Here is a 17,053-nt window from a genome sequence, read left to right on the forward strand (position 1 = left end):
GACGGTTATGGCTTTATAGCCAATGCGTCATTGTGGTGATGACTGCCATCTTACAGACTACAGCGCACCAGCACACCACCGAGCGTGCAGCAACATCACTCAGCCTTCACCGGAGACAGCATGGGTTTCGCGTATTTCCTGCGCCGCGCCGCGCGTTACTGGGGCGACCAGCCCGCCATCCTCTATCAGGACCAGGTCGTGACCTATCGCCAGCTCGACGAACGCTCGACGCGGCTGGCCAATGCGCTGCTGGCGCTGGGCCTGCGCCCCGGCGACCGCGTCGCGGTGCAGTCGCGCAACCGGCCCGAGCTGGTCGAACTGGAATGCGCGCTGTACAAGGCCGGCATGGTCAAGGCCGCGCTCAACCCCCGCTTTACCGCGGCCGAGGCCAGCGACGTGGTCGAGAACTGCACGCCGCGCGTGCTGATAGCGGGCCCGGGCTATACCGGCTATGACCGCACCACGGCAGGCTTCGGCAGCATCGAGACCTTTATCGCCATCGGCGCGGCGCCAGCCGGCTACGTCGAATACGAAGCGCTGCTGGCCAACGCCGGCACCACGGCGCCCGACATCACCCCGGCGGCCGACGACCTGGCCGTGCTGCATTTCTCTTCGGGCTCCACCGGCAAGATCAAGGCTGCCATGCAAAGCTACGGCAACCGCATGGCGGCGCTGCGCAAGATGGTGTCCGGCATGGACCGCCCCGCCCGCCCCGGTGACCGGCTGGCGCTGATCGGCCCGGTTACGCATGCGTCCGGCATGCTGATGCAGCCCTACCTGTATGTGGGCGCCACGCTGGTGCTGTTCGAAAAATTCGAGCCGGCGCACTTTCTGGCCGAAGTCGCGCGCCTGCGCATCACCCATGTGTTCATGGTGCCGGCCATGATCAACATGCTGCTGGCCGAGCCCACGCTGGCGCAGGCTGACCTGTCGAGCCTGAAAACCCTGGCCTACGGCGCCGCGCCGATGGCGCCGGCGCGCATCCGCGAGGCCTGGGAGCGCATCGGCCCGATCCTGTCGCAGGGCTATGGCGCCAGCGAATCGACCTCCGGCGTGACGCGGCTGTCCACCAGCGACCATGCCGATGCCATCGCCCACCATCCGGAGCGCCTGGCGTCGTGCGGCCGCGCGCTGGGCGAGACCGAAGTGCGCGTGGTCGACGAACACGGCAAGGAAGTGGCCGTGGGGGAGATCGGCGAACTGGTGATCCGCGGCGACGACGTGTTCCACGGCTATTGGAACGCGCCCGAGCTGACGCGTGAAACCCTGGTCGACGGCTGGCTGCATACCGGCGACATGGCGCGCGTGGACGAGGCCGGCTACCTGTACCTGGTCGACCGCAAGAAGGACATGATCATTTCCGGCGGCTTCAACGTCTACCCGACCGAGGTCGAGGCCACGCTGTACCAGCATCCCGATGTGCTCGAAGCGTGCGTCATCAGCGTGCCGGACGACACCTGGGGCGAAAGCGTCAAGGCCGTGGTCACGCTGCGCCCCGGGCGCGAGGCCACCGCGCAGCAGCTGATCGCGCACTGCCGCGAGCGCATCGCCGACTACAAGTCGCCGCGCTCGATCGACTTTGTCGCCGAGCTGCCCAAGAACGCCAGCGGCAAGCTGGCCCGCAAGATCGTGCGCGAACGCTACTGGCAAGGCGTGGGACGCCGCGTCAACTGAACCCGCCGCACCGAGGAAACCGCCATGTTCGATCACCTGACCAACCCCGTCCTGCTGGAGACCCGCGCCGGCATCCGCCGTTTTATCGATGAGGAGCTGCGCCCGCTCGAACAGGAACTCGGCCTGAGTTCCGAGGACCCGTGGCCGCGCGAGACCCTGCGCCAGGTCTGGCGCCGCTCGAGCGAGCTGGGCTTCTACGCGGCATGCCTGCCCACCGCGCTCGGCGGCAAGGGCCTGAACATCCAGGAGCAATGCGCGCTCAAGGCCGACCTGGCCGCGAGCGCCTCGACCCTGGCCGCGCATGTGCTGGGCGACCTGGGCGGCCCGCCGCGCGTGGGCAACATGCTGAAATACGCCACGCCCGATCAGCTGGAGCGGTATTTCAAGCCGGTGATCCGCGGCGAGAAGTCGACCTGCTTCGCACTGACGGAAACGCATTCCGGTTCCGATGCGCAGAGCATCAGGACCTCGGCCGTTGCCGACGGCGATGCGCTGGTCATCAACGGCGGCAAGCACTACATCAGCGGCGCGCCGTTCGCCGACTTCGCCATCGTCATGTGCGTGACCGACGCCACCGCCACGCCGCCGGCCATCACCGCGGTGCTGGTCGACCTGGATCTGCCGGGCGTGACCGTCACCAACGAGTATGTGCCGATGTCCGGCCAGCATATCGACGGCGATATCCGCTTCGACAACGTGCGCGTGCCGCGCTCCAACATCTTCGGCGGCGAGGGCAACGGCTTCAAGCTGGGCATGTCGCGCATCAACGTGAACCGCCTGCTGCACTGCCCCAGCATGCTGGGACTGGCCCAGCGGGCCTATGAGTCGTCGGTGGAATATGCCGGCCAGCGCCGCCAGTTCGGCGGCCCGATCGCGCGCTTCCAGGCAATCCAGCACATGCTGGCCGACATGGCCGCGGCGCTGTGGGCCTGCGAAAGCATGATCGCGCACACCGCCGCGCTGGCCGACACCGGCGCCGACCTCCGCATGAAGGCCGCGGCGTGCAAGCTCTTTGTCTCGGAGCGCTGCTTCGAGGTGGCGGACAAGGCCGTGCAGATCCACGGCAACGTCGGCGTCACGCGCGGCCATCCGGTGGAACAGACCTTCCGCAAGCTGCGCATGTTCCGCATCTTCACCGGCACCAGCGAGATCCAGCGCAACACCATCGCGCGGGCTATCCTGGAACCGCTGCAGCAGAAGGGCTGACCGTGCCGGCGGCGCGGTCGCCGCCGGCATCCTGAAATCGGCCACAGCACAATACGACAAGACCACGGAGACCAAGCATGAACCGCCGAAACTGGCTTGCCACCGCCGGCGCCGCCGCGCTGGGCAGCCTGCTGCTGCCGGCCCGCGCCGCCAGCGCTGCATCCCCTGCATCCGCTTACCCCAGCCGCCCGATCCGGCTGATCGTGCCGTTTATCGCCGGCAGCACGCCGGACAACATCGCGCGCACGCTGTCGGCAGAGCTGGGCAAGAAGCTGGGCCAGCCGCTGGTGGTCGAGAACATGCCCGGCGCCGGCGGCATCATCGGCGCCGGCGCGCTGCGCCGCGCCGCGCCTGATGGCTACACGCTGGGCATCCTGGCCAACTCGCACGTCATCAACGTGCACATGTACCGCAAGATGCCGTACGACCCGACCCAGGACTTCACGCCGATCACGGCGCTGTCGGGCGGGCCGTCGGCGCTGGTGGTGCCGGTGTCCTCGCCCTACAAGAGCGCGGCCGAGCTGGTCGCGGCGATGAAGAAGGAGCCGGGCAAGTTCAACTACGGCTCCGGCGGCAAGGGCAGCATCGCCCATCTGGCCGTGGAAACCATGCTGCACCAGACCGGCTGCGACGCGGTGCATATTCCCTACAAGGGCGCGCCGGAGATCCTCACCTCGATGCTGACCGGCCAGACTCAGTTCGGCATGCCGGTGCTGGGCACCGCGACGCAGTACCTGCGCAACAACCAGGTCAGGGTGCTGGCCGTCACCGCCGCCGCCCGCTCCCCTTACTTCCCCGACGTGCCGACCATGGCCGAAGCGCTGCCGCCCGGCTTTGTCATCGACAACTGGAGCGGCCTGTTCGCGCCGGCCAACTTCCCGCCCGAGCTGGCGCAAAAGCTGCACGCCGCGGTGCGCGCGCTGCAGACCGCCGGCGTGTTCGACGCCCAGCTCAAGGCCAATGCCGGCGAGCTGCGCCGCAGCGCGTCGCCGGCGCAATTCGGCACCATGGTGGCCAGCGACAACGCGCGCTATGGCGACCTGATGAAGTCGATCGGCATGACCGGCGACCTGGGCTGATACAGCCAATGCCGTTCAGTTAACGATCGTCGTTCCCGCGCAGGCGGGAACCCAGTGACTTTTTCCCCGGAGGGGACGTGAAAGACGCTGGATTCCCGCCTGCGCGGGAATGACAGTAGTGTTTGATACCTTAGCTGAACGGCATTGGGGCTGATACAGCTCGCCTGCCCCTGCGCCGCACGCCACCGCGCGCGTGCGGCGCTTGTGTTTTCTCCTTTCCCCGGAGGCTCCCAATGAAGCCAGCATGGTCTTGCCTGAAGGACGTCACCATCCTGGACGTCAGCCAGTTGCTGCCCGGCCCGCACGCCTGCAGCCTGCTGCGCCAGCTTGGCGCGGAGGTGATCAAGGTCGAGCAGCCCGGCAGCGGCGACACCGCGCGCCAACTGGGCGCGCATGTGTATGCGCAGTTCAACCGCGGCAAGCGCTCGGTGGCGCTGGACCTGAAATCGGACGCCGGCCGCGCGGCCTTCCTGGAGCTGGTGCGCGATGCCGACGCCGTGGTCGAAGGCTTCCGCCCCGGCGTGATGGCCCGCCTGGGATTGGGCTACGACGCGCTGGCGGCGGTCAATCCGGCCATCGTGCTGTGCTCCGTCTCCGGCTTCGGCCAGACCGGGCCGTACGCCAGCCATGCGGGGCATGACCTGAACTATCTCGCGCTGGCGGGATACTGGGCCACGCCGGTGCAGGTGCACGATCTGGTCTCGCGCCCGCGCGTGCGGGTGTCGGACTACGCAGCGTCGGGCTACGCCGCGTTATCGCTGGCCGTGGCGATCATGAGCGCGCGGCAGAACGGACAGGGGCAGCATCTCGATGTATCGATCCACGATGCCGTGCTGTCATGGACCGCCCATGGCGCGTGGACGGCGCGCGCGCACGAGGATTCGCCCCGGGCCTCGTCCACCGTGATGCCGGAAAACGACCTGTTCGAAACCCGCGACGGGCGGCACCTGGCGATGGGCATCCTGGAGAACAAGTTCTGGGACAACCTGTGCGCGGCGCTGGGCGACGCGTTCCCGGCCCTGCGCGATTCGCGCTTCGCCACGCGCGCCGGGCGCGGTGGGCACAAGGTGGAGGTCAATGACCTGCTGGCGGCGGTGTTCCGCACGCGCGATCTGGCGGAATGGGAGGACTTCTTTGCGCCGCTCGATATCCCGTTCTCGCCGGTGCTGAGGGCTGGCGAGCTGTTCGACGATGCGCATGTGCGGGCGCGGGAGGTGGTGCGGCGGGTCGAGGGCGGGATTGCGGTGAGTTTTCCGGTGAAGTTCTCGTTGGGGTTGCCGGAGGGGGACGATTTTGTCGCGGGGGTGGGGCAACACAATTCGCGGTAGCGGCGTCATGCCGTTCCGCTCGTCGTTCCCGCGAAGGCGGGAACCCAGTGACTTTGAAAGACGCTGGATTCCCGCCTTCGCGGGAATGACGAGGGTGTTTTTGTCCGCCGCGCGTCAGCGTTTCTCGTCGAGCAGGTCGTTCAGGATCTCGTCGAAGGTCGCCTGCGCGTCCTCCAGCGCCTGCAGCGCCGCGTCGAAGGTCTGCAGCGCCAGTTTCGACGGCTTGCCGCTGCCCTGCGGCGGATAGTGGGCCTGCAGCGCCGTGAAGGCGACCTGCACCTGCCGCGTGGCCGCAACCACGCGTTCCATGGCCTGCGCCTCTTCGGCGCGGTATTGCTCGTGTTTCTGTTCGCTCATGCCGGTTGGCTCCCTGAAGGCGCGTCGTCTCGGTGGGGTGCGCGCGCCCGAATGAGGCATATCGTACAAGAACTCCGCCGGCCGGCTTGCGCCGCGTACACGCCGCCGGCAAAAATAAGGTAGGCTGCGCGGCTGGGCGGCAAGGCCCGGCGCACACGCGCCACGCCTGGCCGCGGCCACTGACGAATGCCATGCCATTGACCACCCGCCGCGCGCTGGCGGCCGCGCTGATGACCGCGAGCGGCTTCGCCTGCTACTGGACCTACCTGACCCTGAACCAGGACCGGCTGCTGTTCGACGCGCGCCGGCGCCCGCCGCGCGACCTGCCCGACGGCATCATCGGCTATTCGCACCTGATTCCCGGCGGCGTGGTGCGCGGCTACATCTACCACGCACCCGGCGACACCGTGCGCGACCTGCTGTTCTACCTGCCCGGCCGCGGCGAAGATGTGCTCGACACGCTGCAATACGCACGCTGGCTGCCTGCCGGCATGGGCTTCGCCACCTACGATTACCGCGGCCTGGGCCATTCCGACGGGCGTCCGTCCGAGGGCGCGGCGGTGGCCGACGCCAGCCAGTTCCTGCTGCATGTGCGGCGCGTATTCCCCGACGCTCGCGTGCACGTGGTGGGGCGCAGCCTGGGCACCGGCGTGGCGATCCAGCTGGCCGACCTGCAGGATTTCGAGAGCCTGCAGCTAATCACCCCCTACGATTCGCTGCTCGAGCTGGTGCGCAAGCGCTTTCCGCTGGTGCCGCTGCGCCAGTTGATGCGCCACCACTTCGACTCGATCTCGCATTGCAAAAAGGTCGTGCAAAGCACCAAGGTGCTGCTGGCGGCCACCGACGAGGTCGTGCCGCACGCGTGCTCGGAACGGCTGATGGCAGCCTGGCCCGGCCCGGTGGCGCTGCAGACCGTGCCGGATACCGATCACTTCACCATCATCGAACGCGAGGAAACCTGGTTGTCGCTGTGCGAATTCGCCCGCCAGCACAGCCAGACGCGCCTGCGCGTGGCCGCAGTCCAGGCCGGGCCTCAGCCAGCGGAGCCAGCACCACCGGCCCAGCCGGCGCCAGCGGCGCCCCCGCCGCAGCCGGTCGACCATGACGAGCTGGGCAATCCGCTGCCGCTGGCGGCCAGCCGCTGAGCCGGCCCGGGTCGGTCTGTTGCAGCGGGTAAAATGCGGCCCATGAAAAAATTCGCAGTCAAGGCAGGCGGCGCCGCGCTGGCGCTGGCTGCCGCCGGCGCCTTGCTGGCCGGTTTTGCCGCCGTGGTCAGCCTGCGGCAGCTTCCCCCCGTCGATGCGCTGCGCGACTACCGGCCCGATGTGCCGCTGCGCATCTACACCAGCGACAACGTCCAGATCGGCGAGTTCGGCAGCGAGCACCGCGAGTTCATTCCCTTCGAGCAGATCCCGCGACAAATGGTGCAGGCGCTGCTCGCGGCCGAGGACGACCAGTTCTACCAGCACCAGGGCATCGACATTCCCGGCGTGTTCCGTGCCGCGCTGGCCAACCTCGGCCAGGGCTACGCCCAGGGCGCTTCCACCATCACCATGCAGGTGGCGCGCGCCTTCTACCTGTCGCGCGAGAAGACGCTGGCGCGCAAATGGTACGAGATGCTGCTGGCCTGGCGCATCGACCACGCGCTGCCCAAGGACCGCATCCTCGAGCTGTATATGAACCAGGTCTACCTGGGCGAGCATGCCTATGGCTTCGGCAGCGCTGCGCACGCCTACTTCGGCAAGCCGCTGGCGTCGCTGTCGCTGGCCGAGACCGCGATGCTGGCGGGCCTGCCGAAGGCGCCTTCGGCGGTGAACCCGGTGGTCAATTTCGCCCGCGCCAAGCGGCGCCAGGAATATGTGCTGGGACGCATGCTGGCGCTGGGCATGATCAGCCAGGACGATTACCGCGAAGCCCGCGCCGCGCGCCTGGCCATCAGCGACGACAGCCCCGGCAGCTTTGCCGGCCATGCGGAGTACGTGGCCGAACTGGCGCGCCAGCTCGCGCGCGAGCGCTTCGGCGACGAGGCCTACACCCGCGGCCTGAATGTCTACACCACGGTGTCGTCGGTGCGCCAGACCCTGGCCTACGATGCCGTGCATGGCGGGCTGGAGCGCTACGCGCGCCGCCACCGCAAGTTCGTCAAGGACCTGTCGCAAGGGCCGCAGGCCGCGCTGGTGTCGCTCGACACCGCCACCGGCGCGATCGAGGCCATGGTCGGCGGCGCCGATTTTGCCGCCAGCCGCTTCAACCACGCCACCCAGGCGCTGCGCCAGCCGGGCTCGACCTTCAAGCCCTTCGTCTATGCCGCGGCGCTGGAGCGCGGCGTGTCGCCCGGCACGCTGATCAACGACGCGCCGCTGCCGGCTGGTTCGCGCTGGCAGCCGTCCAACGACGACGGGCGCTTTGTCGGCCCCGTCAGCGTGCGCCAGGCGCTGGCCGAATCGCGCAATCTGCCGGCGATCCGCACGCTGCAGGCGATCGGCATCCCCTATGCGGTGGAATTCGCCAGCCGCTTCGGCTTCTCGCCCAGGCGGCTGCCGCGCTACCTGCCGCTGGCGCTGGGCACCGGCACCACCTCGCCGCTGCGCCTGGCCGCGGCCTACGGCGTGTTCGCCAACGGCGGCCACCGCGTCGAGCCCTACCTGATCGAGCGCATTACCGACAGCGACGGCAACGTGCTGTTCAGCGCCGCGCAGGACGCGGAGCAACGCCCCGCGCCGCCGCCGGTGATCAGCGCGCGCAACGCCTTCGTGATGGACAGCCTGCTGCGCAGCGTGGTCGACACCGGCACCGGCACCGGCGTGCGCCGCTACCTGCGCCGCGACGACGTGGCCGGCAAGACCGGCACCACCAACGACTCGGTCGACGGCTGGTTCGCCGGCTATGGCGGCGGCGTGGTCACGGTGGCGTGGATGGGCTATGACGACAACCGCAGCCTGGGCGAGCATGAGTTCGGCGCCACCACCGCGCTGCCGGTGTGGGCCGCCTACATGGAAGGCCGCCTGGCCGGCGTGCCTGAGGCCGACGTGCAGGCGCCCGCCGGCCTCGTGCAAGCCGGCGGCGACTGGATCTACGCCGAGAATGCCGACGGCAGCCAGGGCATCGCCGCGATCGGCTTCCCGCCGCCGGTGCCGGCCACGGCGCCGGCCAGCCAGCCGTTGGTGGATCCGGTCGCGAGCAACCTCGACAGCACCTCCCAGGCGTCTGCGGCGGCTCCGGCCACACCCACCCCCGTCACCAGCGCGGCGCCAGGCGCCGCCACGCCGGCAGCGCCGGCCGAAAACCCGCTGTAGACTTGCGGCTTTCCCGATTTCCGTCCCGTACCCGATGTCCAGCCACAGCCCGCTGCTGATCTGGTCGGTCGCCGCGCTGACCACCGCTGGCGTCCTGTTCCGCCCCTTCCGCCTGCCCGAAGCCTTCTGGGCGGCCGGTGGCGCCGTGCTGCTGTGCGCCACCGGCCTGATGGCGCTGCCCGAGGCCTTGGCCGCGGTGCTGCGCGGCTACGACGTGTACCTGTTCCTGGCCGGCATGATGCTGATCGCGGAACTGGCCCGCAAGACCGGGCTGTTCGACCACGTTGCCGCGCTCGCCGTGCGCCAGGCGCGCGGCTCGGCACCGCGGCTGTTTCTGCTGGTGTACGGCTTCGGCACGCTGGTGACCGCGTTCATGTCCAACGACGCCACCGCCGTGGTGCTGACGCCCGCGGTGCTGGCCGCGACCCGCGCCGCGCGCGTGCGCCAGCCGCTGCCCTACCTGTACGCCTGCGCCTTTATCGCCAACGCGGCCAGCTTCGTGCTGCCGATCTCCAACCCGGCCAACCTGGTGATCTTCGGCGAGCGCATGCCGCCGCTGGCCGGATGGCTGGCGAGCTTCGCGCTGCCGTCGCTGGCCGCGATCCTGGCCACGCTGGCGGCGCTGTGGTGGACCCAGCGTGCGGCGCTGGCCGAGCCCATCGCCGCTGACGTGCCGGTGCCGCCGCTGTCGCGCCAGGCATGGCTGAGCGCGCTGGGCATCGTGCTGACCGGGCTGATCCTGCTGGTGGCCTCGCTGCGCGGCAATGCGCTGGGCTGGCCCACCTGCGCCGCGGGCGTGGCCACGCTGCTGCTGGTCGGCGCCACCCGGCGCGAACTGCTGGTGCCGACGCTGCGCGAGGTGTCGTGGAGCGTGCTGCCGATGGTGGCCGGCCTGTTCGTGCTGGTGGCAGCGCTGGAGCAGACCGTGGTGATCGGCCAGCTTGCCGACGCGGTCGCGGCCGCCTCGCGCGACGGCGGCGCGCTGGCGCTGCTGGGCGTGGGTGCGGTGGTGGCGCTGGCGGGCAATGTCGTCAACAACCTGCCGGCCGGGCTGATCTCGGCTTCAGCGCTGGCGGCCGGGCAGGCGTCGCACGCGGTCAGCGGCGCGGTGCTGGTCGGCATCGACCTTGGCCCCAACCTGTCGGTCACCGGCTCCCTAGCCACGCTGCTGTGGCTCACGGCGCTGCGGCGCGAGGGGCATATGGTCAGCGCCGGCCAGTTCCTGCGCGTGGGCGCGGTGGTGATGCCGGCGGCAATGCTGCCGGCACTGGCGCTGCTGCTGCTTTAGGCCAGCGGCCTCAGCCGTTGGCGGGAACCTGTGCCGCGGGGCTGCGCGGCGCCGGCGACAAGGGCCGGCGCAATCCGCCCGCGCCGTGGCGCACGGCACTGGCATGGTGTTCCGCGACACCGGTTTCCACCGGCGTGGCCGGTACCGGCACTGTCACCACATGGAGCAACATCAGGCTGCTGCACGGAAAGGCGATCGGCATGATGAGGTGGATCCCGACAAAGCGTCAGGCCGCGCTTGGCCGCGGCCGGGTGCCGGCAGCCTGCAACGGGCTGCCTGGTGTTGTGCAGACATTATGTGGGCTTGTCGGCGCCCTGCGTGGCGGGCTTGAGCGATGTCACGAACTCTTCATGGAAGGCGCATCGGTTGTGGCGTATCCGGCCCACCGCACCGTCCTTTCCCAGCCACCGCGCGGGTTGTGAGGCCACGGCATCTGCCATATAGTGAATCCGGCACACATCCGCTGCGCAGTCATTCACGCCATCACCAGCCCCATCCATGAACAGCAAGGACGCAGCGCACCGCGCCAAGGACAGCAACGCCGGCGACACCGGCGGCGAAAGGGCCGGCCATCCCGCCGACAGTGTCTCGGCCCGCATCCGCGCGCGGCTGGAGGCAGCGCAGGAGCGCTTCCACGCCAACGACAATATCGCGCGCTATATCGAGCCCGGTGAAATGGAGCAGCTGCAGGCCGAAGTCCAGGCCCGGCTGCACGACGTGCTGCGGGCGCTGGTGATCGACGTCGACAACGACCACAACACGCAGGAAACCGCGCGCCGCGTGGCCAAGATGTATTTGAAGGAGATCTTTGCCGGCCGCTATGCCAAGGCCCCGCCGGTGACGGAATTCCCCAACGTCGGCCAGCTCAACGAGCTGATGATCGTAGGCCCGCTGCGCGTGCGCAGCGCCTGCTCGCACCACCTGTGCCCGATCATCGGCAAGCTGTGGATCGGCGTCATGCCGAACCAGCATTCCAACCTGATCGGGCTGTCCAAGTACGCGCGCCTGGCCGAATGGATCATGTGCCGCCCGCAGATCCAGGAAGAGGCGGTGGCCCAGGTGGCCGACCTGCTGCAGGAAAAGATGAGTCCCGACGGCCTCGCCATCGTGATGGAGGCCGAGCACTTCTGCATGCACTGGCGCGGCGTGCGCGACACCGACGCCAAGATGACCAACAGCGTGATGCGCGGCTCGTTTCTGAAGGACGACAGCCTGCGCCGCGAATTCCTCACGCTGCTGAACAATAACCGCGGCTAGCGGCCAGCGCGCCGGCCGCCACACGGAGCGCCATTACCGGAGCGCCAAGACCATGCTAGTCCGCCTGCTCTATGCCAGCCGTGCCCGCCAGCCAATCGATGCCGCCCTGCTCGATGCCATCCTGGCCGCCAGCCTGGAACGCAATCCGCGCCACGGCATCACCGGCGTGCTGTGCCATGGCAACGGCATCTTCCTGCAGGCGCTGGAGGGCGACCGGCAGGAGGTCTCGCAGCTGTTCCAGTCGATCGCGCGTGATCCGCGCCACCACGACGTGACCCTGCTGCATTTCGAGGAAACGTGCACGCGCGACTTCGCCGGCTGGGCGATGGGGCAGGTCAATGCGGCGCGGCTCAATACCGCCACCCTGCTCAAGTTCTCCGCGCGCGCCGAGCTCGATCCCTACCGCACAGGCGGCGCGGCCTCGCTGGCGCTGCTCAAGGAGCTGATCGCCGGCGCGTCGGTGGTGTCGCGTACCGGCGAGCGCGCACGGCACTGAGCCGCGCCGGCGAGCCGCTAGACCGTGACGGGCCCGTACAGGCCGCATTCGAGGTCGCTCTCGAACTCTTCCATCCACGCCGTGCCGGCGCCGGCCTCATAGACGCTGGTCTTGTCGGTGCCGACGCGGCGCACGCTGACGCGCCGCGCGCCGTCGCCGTCTTGCTCGTCGGTAATCTCGAACATCTCCGCCGCCAGCCCGACATGCCTGCACGCGTCCACGACCTGCTGCTGCTCGTCGGCGGGAAATTCGGTGAACGGTCTCGTTGCCATGGCATCCTCCGTCAAGGTTGAGATCGCCGCTTGCGCGCAGCGCGAACGCGCGTGGCACGGCAGGCGCCACGCATCAAGCAGGACGCGCCCCGGCCACCGGCCGGCGGCACGTCCGCACCCTTCTGGGATCTTGTTGTTCGAGACTCAGCTCTTGCGCTGGGTCACCGCCACGAACGGCGCCGGTGCGTGCTGCACGGACTGGCTGCCGCAATTCGGGCATGGTGGATGGGCAGAGGCATGTTCCGCGAGATGTTCGGTCTTTTCGAACACATGGCCGCACTTCTCGCAGCGGTATTGATAGACGGGCATGGCATTCCCCCACGCGGTGCACACGCCGCGGGGCGCGTGTCAGCTTCATTCTAGGACAGCGGTCCGGGCCGCCAAGCGCGAAAATTCCGGCCCGCCGGCATGCGGCCGGCGATGTCGCCGCAGCGGCACTTTGCCGTGCATTGATCTACCGCAATGGCGGTATCGCAAGACAAGCGCCGGAATCCTGCGCAATCCCGGGCCAGACCGACGCGGCCTGCCGCTTATCTTCCCGAGATGTCATTGCATTGGCCGGATCCGGTCCTTTGCGCGATCCGGCGGCATCCGTGAACTAGCCGAATTCCGATTCAGCAAGGCGCGGAATCTGGCCAGAATCCGAGTCTTGTGATGACGCCACCGCACGGCGCCAGCAGCCGGAACCCGGTTGCCGTCTCACCCGGAGATTGCCCATGAACGACCAAGTCCTGCGCGTTGCCCTGGCCGACGACCACCCGCTGGTGGTGGCCGCGCTGCGCGACTGCCTGCAGCGCAGCGCGCGCGTCCAGATCAGCGCCGAATGCCGCAACGGCACCGAGCTGCTCGGCACGCTGGCGCGGCACCCGGCCGATATCGCCATTACCGATTTCTGCATGGGCCACGGCGATGCCTCGCTGGACGGCTTCAACCTGCTCAGCCGGCTGGCGCGGCGCCATCCCGCGACGCGGGTCGTAGTGATCAGCGCCCGCTCCAACGCCGCTATCGTCCGCCGCGCCATGAAGCTGGGCGTGCGCGGCTTCGTCAGCAAGGAAGACCCGCTCGAGGAAGTGGTGCGCGCCTGCGCCCACGCGGCCTTCGGCAAGGGCTGCTTCTGCTCGCCCGCGGTGCACGCGGTGCTGCAGCGCGCGGCGCTGGCCCCCACGCCCGCCCGCGAGCCGACCCAGCGCGAGCTCGAGGTCATCCGGCTCTATGCGCAGGGCGCGCAGCTGACCGAGATCGCCGCGAAGCTGGGCCGCTCGGTCAGCACCATCTCCAGCCAGAAAACCGTGGCCATGCGCAAGCTCGGCGTACAGACCAACACCTGCCTGATCCGCTACGCCTATGAAAGCGGGCTGATCTGACCGCCCCGGGCCATGCAGCAAGACCCCGAGCGCACCCGCGACACCCTGACCAGCACCTTCGACGCGCTGGCCGATCACACCCGCCGGCAGCAGCGCCTGTACTCGGTGACCATCGCGGCGCTGATCGCCATCGTGCTGTGCTCGGGCATGCTGCTGGCCGGGCTGGCGGCGGACCAGCACCTGGACTACCGGCGCAGCCAGGTCGCGCAGTATGTCGGCACGGTGTCGCAGCGGCTGCATAACGAAGCCTCGTTCGTGCGCCGCACCGCGCTCAGCATTCGCTACCACGTGCGCGCAGCCGTCGCGGCGCCGTCGCGCGACCCTGAGGTCGACGCCTTGCGCCGCACCGGCGCCGCCGCGGCCCATGTCGAGGCCGTGCGCAAGGATTACCATCTGCTGGCCGCCGACGCCACGCGCCAGGCCTGGGGCGCGGAGCTGCCAGCGCGGTTCGCGCGGCTGCGGCAGGTCGCGCTGGCCACGGTAGCCACGCAGCAGGCCTTCGACCTGGACCATGGCGCCTACGCAGTCTCGCTGGACGAGGACAGCGCGGTCGTGATCCGGCAGCCCGAGGCCGGCGCGCGCGCGCCGCTGGCGCTCGATCCGGCGCTGATCCCGCGCCTGCGCGCGCAGCTGACCGGCGCGCTGCTGGACCGCACCGGCCACGCCGTGCCGGCGCGCGACCAGCCCGTCTGGCTGGGGCCGCTGCCCGATCCCGTGGACGACAGCCCCGTCATGGTCCTGGCCGGCGCCGCCTATGCCGGCGACTCAGCCACCATGCTGGTGGCCGCCTGCGTGCCGGTGCAGGCGTTCCTGGCCGGCCTGCCGCCGCCCCAGGACCACGCCGGCCTGGCGCTGCTCAATGACGCGGACCGCCTGATTGACGTGTGGCCGCATGCCGGCACGCTGACCTCGGCCAGCGCCCGCGACATCGCCGCGCGAGTCCGCGGCCTGCCGCACAACGCTCTGCGCCTGACGCGCTCGGGCGTGGCGCTGGTGCAGCCGTTGCAGCCGGGCTTCGGCCTGTTGGTCTACCACCTGCCGTACCGGCTGCTGTTCAGCGCGCTGGCCGCCGAACTGGCGGTGATCGGCGCCGCCATGCTGCTGCTGATCGGCGCCATCGTGCTCGCGGCGCGCTACTGGAGCCGGCACCTGCTGCGGCGCTCGCATGCGCAAGCCCGCCGCGCGCTGGAAAGCGAACTGATGAACCAGGTGCTGGTCAGTGCCACGCCGGTCGGCCTGTGCATCGTGCGCCAGCACGACTACGCCGTGCTGGCCTGCAATCCGCTGGCGGCATCGCTGCTGCCCGCTCGGCCGTATGAAGCGCTGCCCGCCGCGATAGCCGGGGCACTGTCGCGGCAGCCATGCGGCGCCGCCGGCGGCCCGGCATCGGTCTGCAGCATCACCGTCGCGACCCCGGAAACGCCCGGCCCTACCGAAGCGGCACCGCGCTTCCTGCAGCTCACCTATGCCCCCGCGCGCTACCGCGATGAAGCCGTGCTGTTCTGCGCGGTCCAGGACTGTACCGCGCAAGAGGCGCTGCAGCAGCAGCTGCGCTCCGCCCAGCAGGCCACCGAAGCGATGCTGCGGGTGCGCTCGACCTTCTTTGCCGCGATGAGCCACGAGATCCGCACGCCGCTGAACGCGCTGCTCGGCAACCTCGAACTGCTGGCGCGCAGCGGCGGCATGGAGCCGCACGCGGCGCGGCTGCGCGCGCTCGAAACCGCCGCCGGCTCGCTGCGCCGCATCGTCAACGATGTGCTGGACTTCTCCAAGATCGACGCGGGGCAGCTGGCGCTGGTAAGCGCGCCGTTCCGACCCGTGGAGGCACTGGAGAGCCTGGCACTGGCCTATGCGCCAATGGTCGCGGAACGCCCGATCCGCTTCTGCCTCCAGCTGTCGCCGACGCTGGACATGGAAGTTATCGGCGATCGCGCGCGGCTGGTGCAGGTCTTCAACAACCTGCTGAACAACGCCTTCAAGTTCACCGCCAGCGGCCGCATCACGCTAAGCGGCGAACTGCAGGCCGATGCGCATGGCATGCAGCGGCTGGTCTGCCGCGTCAGCGATTCCGGCATCGGCATGGCGCCGTCACTGGCGGCGCGCGTGTTCCAGCCGTTCGTGCAGGGCGATGCCGCGATTGCCAGCCGTTACGGCGGCACCGGGTTGGGATTGTCGATCTGCGCGAAGCTGTGCGAACTGATGGGCGGCAGCATTGCCGTCGACAGCGTGCCGGATGTCGGCAGCGCGTTCACGGTGTCGGTGCCGCTGGCGCCGGCCGATGCAGAGCCGCACGCGCCAGCGGCGGCTGGCGTAGCGCACAGCGGCCGTGTGCTGGTGCTGTCGCAGGAGCAACGCACCGGCGCGTCGATCGAAGCATGGCTCAAGACCGTGGGCTGGCACACCGAGGCGATGGCCTCCATCGCCGCGGCGCAGGACAGCGTGCAGCGCAACACGCCCGCTGCCGTGGTGGCGACCGAAGACTTTGCGCCAGCGGCGCTGGATGCGCTGCGCCAGTCCGCGCCGCTGGTGTGGCTGACAGCCGACGGCCCGCATCGTCCGAGGCAGCACGGCGCCGGCATGCTGGAGGCCTCGGCATTCAGCCATCGCGCACTGATCGACGCCGTGGCGGCTGCCACCGGCGCAACGCAGCAGGCGACGCTGCCCATGCCCGCCCCCGCACCGCCTGCGCTGCCCGCACCTGCGGCGGCGCCCCTGACCATCCTTGTGGCCGAGGACAATCCGCTGAATCAGTCGCTGGTCGCAGAGCAACTGCAGGCAATCGGCTGCCACCCCATCGTCACGGGCAACGGCAGGCAGGCACTGGCGGTGCTGGCGCGCACGCGCGTGGACGCGCTGCTGACCGACCTGCATATGCCTGGAATGGACGGCCACGCATTGCTGCACGCCGTGCAGGCGAGGTATCCAGGCGTGCCGGTCATAGCTTTCAGCGCCGTGGCATGCAGCGACCCCGAGCACGACGGTCGCCTGCGCGGCTTCTCCGGCTACCTGGCCAAGCCCGCCTCGCTGCAGGACCTGGACGCCTGCCTGCGCGGCCTGCCTCGCGCGGCTACCGATGCCGCCACCGATGCCGCCACCGATGCCGACGCCGGCGCGCAACCGCGCGACGCGACCACCGCAGCGGAGGCCCCGCGCCGCCGCTACGAAGACATGCTGCGCCGGCAGCTGCAGCAAGACCTGCCGGCGCTGGCCCGCATCCTCGCGCAGCAGGACCTGGCCGGCCTGCGCCACTGGGTGCATGCCACGGCGGGCGCCTTCATGATCGTGCGGCGCCAGTCCATCGTCAGGGAATGCCGGGACCTGGAGGCACTGTGCGAGGCGGCCCCCGCCTGGGCTCCGGCCATGGCTGAAGCGGCAGACACCTTGTACAAGCGGCTGCAGCGCTACGCGCTGGGCGCCGCGGCGGGGTCCTGAGCAC

Annotated in this window: 15 protein-coding genes; 11 read left to right on the forward strand and 4 right to left on the reverse strand. The window is 69.7% G+C overall.

Going from position 1 to position 17,053, the window contains the following annotated elements:
- Positions 1–120 precede the first annotated feature (120 nt).
- From ACEI37_RS02945 to ACEI37_RS02960, 4 genes are all read left to right on the forward strand, one after another.
- Positions 121–1,674, forward strand: coding sequence for a long-chain fatty acid--CoA ligase (locus tag ACEI37_RS02945; RefSeq protein WP_373377254.1), 1,554 nt, complete (start codon positions 121–123; stop codon positions 1,672–1,674).
- 24 nt (positions 1,675–1,698) lie between these two features.
- Entirely contained in the window at positions 1,699–2,880 is a 1,182-nt protein-coding gene (locus ACEI37_RS02950) for an acyl-CoA dehydrogenase family protein (RefSeq protein WP_373377255.1), read from the forward strand.
- 77 nt (positions 2,881–2,957) lie between these two features.
- Complete coding sequence (locus tag ACEI37_RS02955; protein WP_373377256.1) at positions 2,958–3,959, forward strand: tripartite tricarboxylate transporter substrate binding protein; 1,002 nt, start codon at positions 2,958–2,960, stop codon at positions 3,957–3,959.
- Between the two features lie 233 nt (positions 3,960–4,192).
- On the forward strand, positions 4,193–5,287 hold the full coding sequence (locus ACEI37_RS02960) for a CaiB/BaiF CoA transferase family protein (protein WP_373377257.1): 1,095 nt from the start codon (positions 4,193–4,195) through the stop codon (positions 5,285–5,287).
- Between the two features lie 114 nt (positions 5,288–5,401).
- On the opposite strand, the gene ACEI37_RS02965 is transcribed toward ACEI37_RS02960, so the two are convergent.
- Positions 5,402–5,644 carry a hypothetical protein gene (locus ACEI37_RS02965; RefSeq protein ID WP_010812795.1) on the reverse strand — a complete coding sequence of 81 codons (243 nt, stop codon included), beginning with the start codon at positions 5,642–5,644 and terminating at the stop codon, positions 5,402–5,404.
- Between the two features lie 191 nt (positions 5,645–5,835).
- On the opposite strand from ACEI37_RS02965, the gene ACEI37_RS02970 reads away from it, so the two are divergent.
- From ACEI37_RS02970 to ACEI37_RS02980, 3 genes are read left to right on the forward strand one after another with little or no spacing between them, the layout of a single operon-like run.
- Positions 5,836–6,789, forward strand: coding sequence for an alpha/beta hydrolase (locus ACEI37_RS02970; RefSeq protein WP_373377258.1), 954 nt, complete (start codon positions 5,836–5,838; stop codon positions 6,787–6,789).
- A 42-nt stretch (positions 6,790–6,831) separates the two neighbouring features.
- On the forward strand, positions 6,832–8,940 hold the full coding sequence (locus ACEI37_RS02975) for a penicillin-binding protein 1A (RefSeq protein ID WP_373377259.1): 2,109 nt from the start codon (positions 6,832–6,834) through the stop codon (positions 8,938–8,940).
- 34 nt (positions 8,941–8,974) lie between these two features.
- Positions 8,975–10,228, forward strand: coding sequence for an arsenic transporter (locus tag ACEI37_RS02980; protein ID WP_373377260.1), 1,254 nt, complete (start codon positions 8,975–8,977; stop codon positions 10,226–10,228).
- Positions 10,229–10,238: 10 nt separating this feature from the next.
- Here the strand turns inward: ACEI37_RS02980 and ACEI37_RS02985 are convergent, their stop codons facing one another.
- Positions 10,239–10,430, reverse strand: coding sequence for an arsenite efflux pump ArsB (locus ACEI37_RS02985; protein WP_265920447.1), 192 nt, complete (start codon positions 10,428–10,430; stop codon positions 10,239–10,241).
- Positions 10,431–10,726: 296 nt separating this feature from the next.
- On the opposite strand from ACEI37_RS02985, the gene folE reads away from it, so the two are divergent.
- Together folE and ACEI37_RS02995 are read left to right on the forward strand one after the other, a co-directional pair.
- Entirely contained in the window at positions 10,727–11,485 is a 759-nt protein-coding gene (folE, locus tag ACEI37_RS02990) for a GTP cyclohydrolase I (protein WP_373377261.1), read from the forward strand.
- Positions 11,486–11,537: 52 nt separating this feature from the next.
- Positions 11,538–11,981 carry a BLUF domain-containing protein gene (locus ACEI37_RS02995; RefSeq protein ID WP_373377262.1) on the forward strand — a complete coding sequence of 148 codons (444 nt, stop codon included), beginning with the start codon at positions 11,538–11,540 and terminating at the stop codon, positions 11,979–11,981.
- Positions 11,982–11,998: 17 nt separating this feature from the next.
- On the opposite strand, the gene ACEI37_RS03000 is transcribed toward ACEI37_RS02995, so the two are convergent.
- Positions 11,999–12,253 (reverse strand): hypothetical protein, encoded by a 255-nt coding sequence (locus tag ACEI37_RS03000; protein WP_373377263.1) that lies wholly within the window; start codon positions 12,251–12,253, stop codon positions 11,999–12,001.
- Between the two features lie 144 nt (positions 12,254–12,397).
- On the reverse strand, positions 12,398–12,562 hold the full coding sequence (locus tag ACEI37_RS03005) for a zinc ribbon domain-containing protein (protein WP_018008406.1): 165 nt from the start codon (positions 12,560–12,562) through the stop codon (positions 12,398–12,400).
- 407 nt (positions 12,563–12,969) lie between these two features.
- Between ACEI37_RS03005 and ACEI37_RS03010 the strand changes: the two genes are divergently transcribed.
- Positions 12,970–13,617 (forward strand): response regulator, encoded by a 648-nt coding sequence (locus tag ACEI37_RS03010; RefSeq protein ID WP_373377264.1) that lies wholly within the window; start codon positions 12,970–12,972, stop codon positions 13,615–13,617.
- A gap of 12 nt (positions 13,618–13,629) precedes the next feature.
- Positions 13,630–17,049, forward strand: coding sequence for an ATP-binding protein (locus ACEI37_RS03015; protein ID WP_373377265.1), 3,420 nt, complete (start codon positions 13,630–13,632; stop codon positions 17,047–17,049).
- Positions 17,050–17,053: the final 4 nt, after the last annotated feature.

Origin of the sequence: Cupriavidus nantongensis, from assembly GCF_041726985.1 — a bacterium.
In the GTDB taxonomy this organism is placed as follows: domain Bacteria; phylum Pseudomonadota; class Gammaproteobacteria; order Burkholderiales; family Burkholderiaceae; genus Cupriavidus; species Cupriavidus nantongensis_A.

What these genes read in the sequence shown, in the direction of transcription:
- ACEI37_RS02945 (WP_373377254.1), top strand. Translation starts at nt 121, where the DNA reads ATGGGTTTCGCGTATTTCCTGCGCCGCGCCGCGCGTTACTGGGGCGAC.
- ACEI37_RS02985 (WP_265920447.1), bottom strand. Translation starts at nt 10,430, where the DNA reads ATGCCGATCGCCTTTCCGTGCAGCAGCCTGATGTTGCTCCATGTGGTG.
- ACEI37_RS03010 (WP_373377264.1), top strand. Translation starts at nt 12,970, where the DNA reads ATGAACGACCAAGTCCTGCGCGTTGCCCTGGCCGACGACCACCCGCTG.
- ACEI37_RS02955 (WP_373377256.1), top strand. Translation starts at nt 2,958, where the DNA reads ATGAACCGCCGAAACTGGCTTGCCACCGCCGGCGCCGCCGCGCTGGGC.
- folE (WP_373377261.1), top strand. Translation starts at nt 10,727, where the DNA reads ATGAACAGCAAGGACGCAGCGCACCGCGCCAAGGACAGCAACGCCGGC.
- ACEI37_RS02960 (WP_373377257.1), top strand. Translation starts at nt 4,193, where the DNA reads ATGAAGCCAGCATGGTCTTGCCTGAAGGACGTCACCATCCTGGACGTC.
- ACEI37_RS02995 (WP_373377262.1), top strand. Translation starts at nt 11,538, where the DNA reads ATGCTAGTCCGCCTGCTCTATGCCAGCCGTGCCCGCCAGCCAATCGAT.
- ACEI37_RS02980 (WP_373377260.1), top strand. Translation starts at nt 8,975, where the DNA reads ATGTCCAGCCACAGCCCGCTGCTGATCTGGTCGGTCGCCGCGCTGACC.
- ACEI37_RS02970 (WP_373377258.1), top strand. Translation starts at nt 5,836, where the DNA reads ATGCCATTGACCACCCGCCGCGCGCTGGCGGCCGCGCTGATGACCGCG.
- ACEI37_RS02965 (WP_010812795.1), bottom strand. Translation starts at nt 5,644, where the DNA reads ATGAGCGAACAGAAACACGAGCAATACCGCGCCGAAGAGGCGCAGGCC.
- ACEI37_RS03015 (WP_373377265.1), top strand. Translation starts at nt 13,630, where the DNA reads ATGCAGCAAGACCCCGAGCGCACCCGCGACACCCTGACCAGCACCTTC.
- ACEI37_RS02975 (WP_373377259.1), top strand. Translation starts at nt 6,832, where the DNA reads ATGAAAAAATTCGCAGTCAAGGCAGGCGGCGCCGCGCTGGCGCTGGCT.
- ACEI37_RS02950 (WP_373377255.1), top strand. Translation starts at nt 1,699, where the DNA reads ATGTTCGATCACCTGACCAACCCCGTCCTGCTGGAGACCCGCGCCGGC.
- ACEI37_RS03000 (WP_373377263.1), bottom strand. Translation starts at nt 12,253, where the DNA reads ATGGCAACGAGACCGTTCACCGAATTTCCCGCCGACGAGCAGCAGCAG.
- ACEI37_RS03005 (WP_018008406.1), bottom strand. Translation starts at nt 12,562, where the DNA reads ATGCCCGTCTATCAATACCGCTGCGAGAAGTGCGGCCATGTGTTCGAA.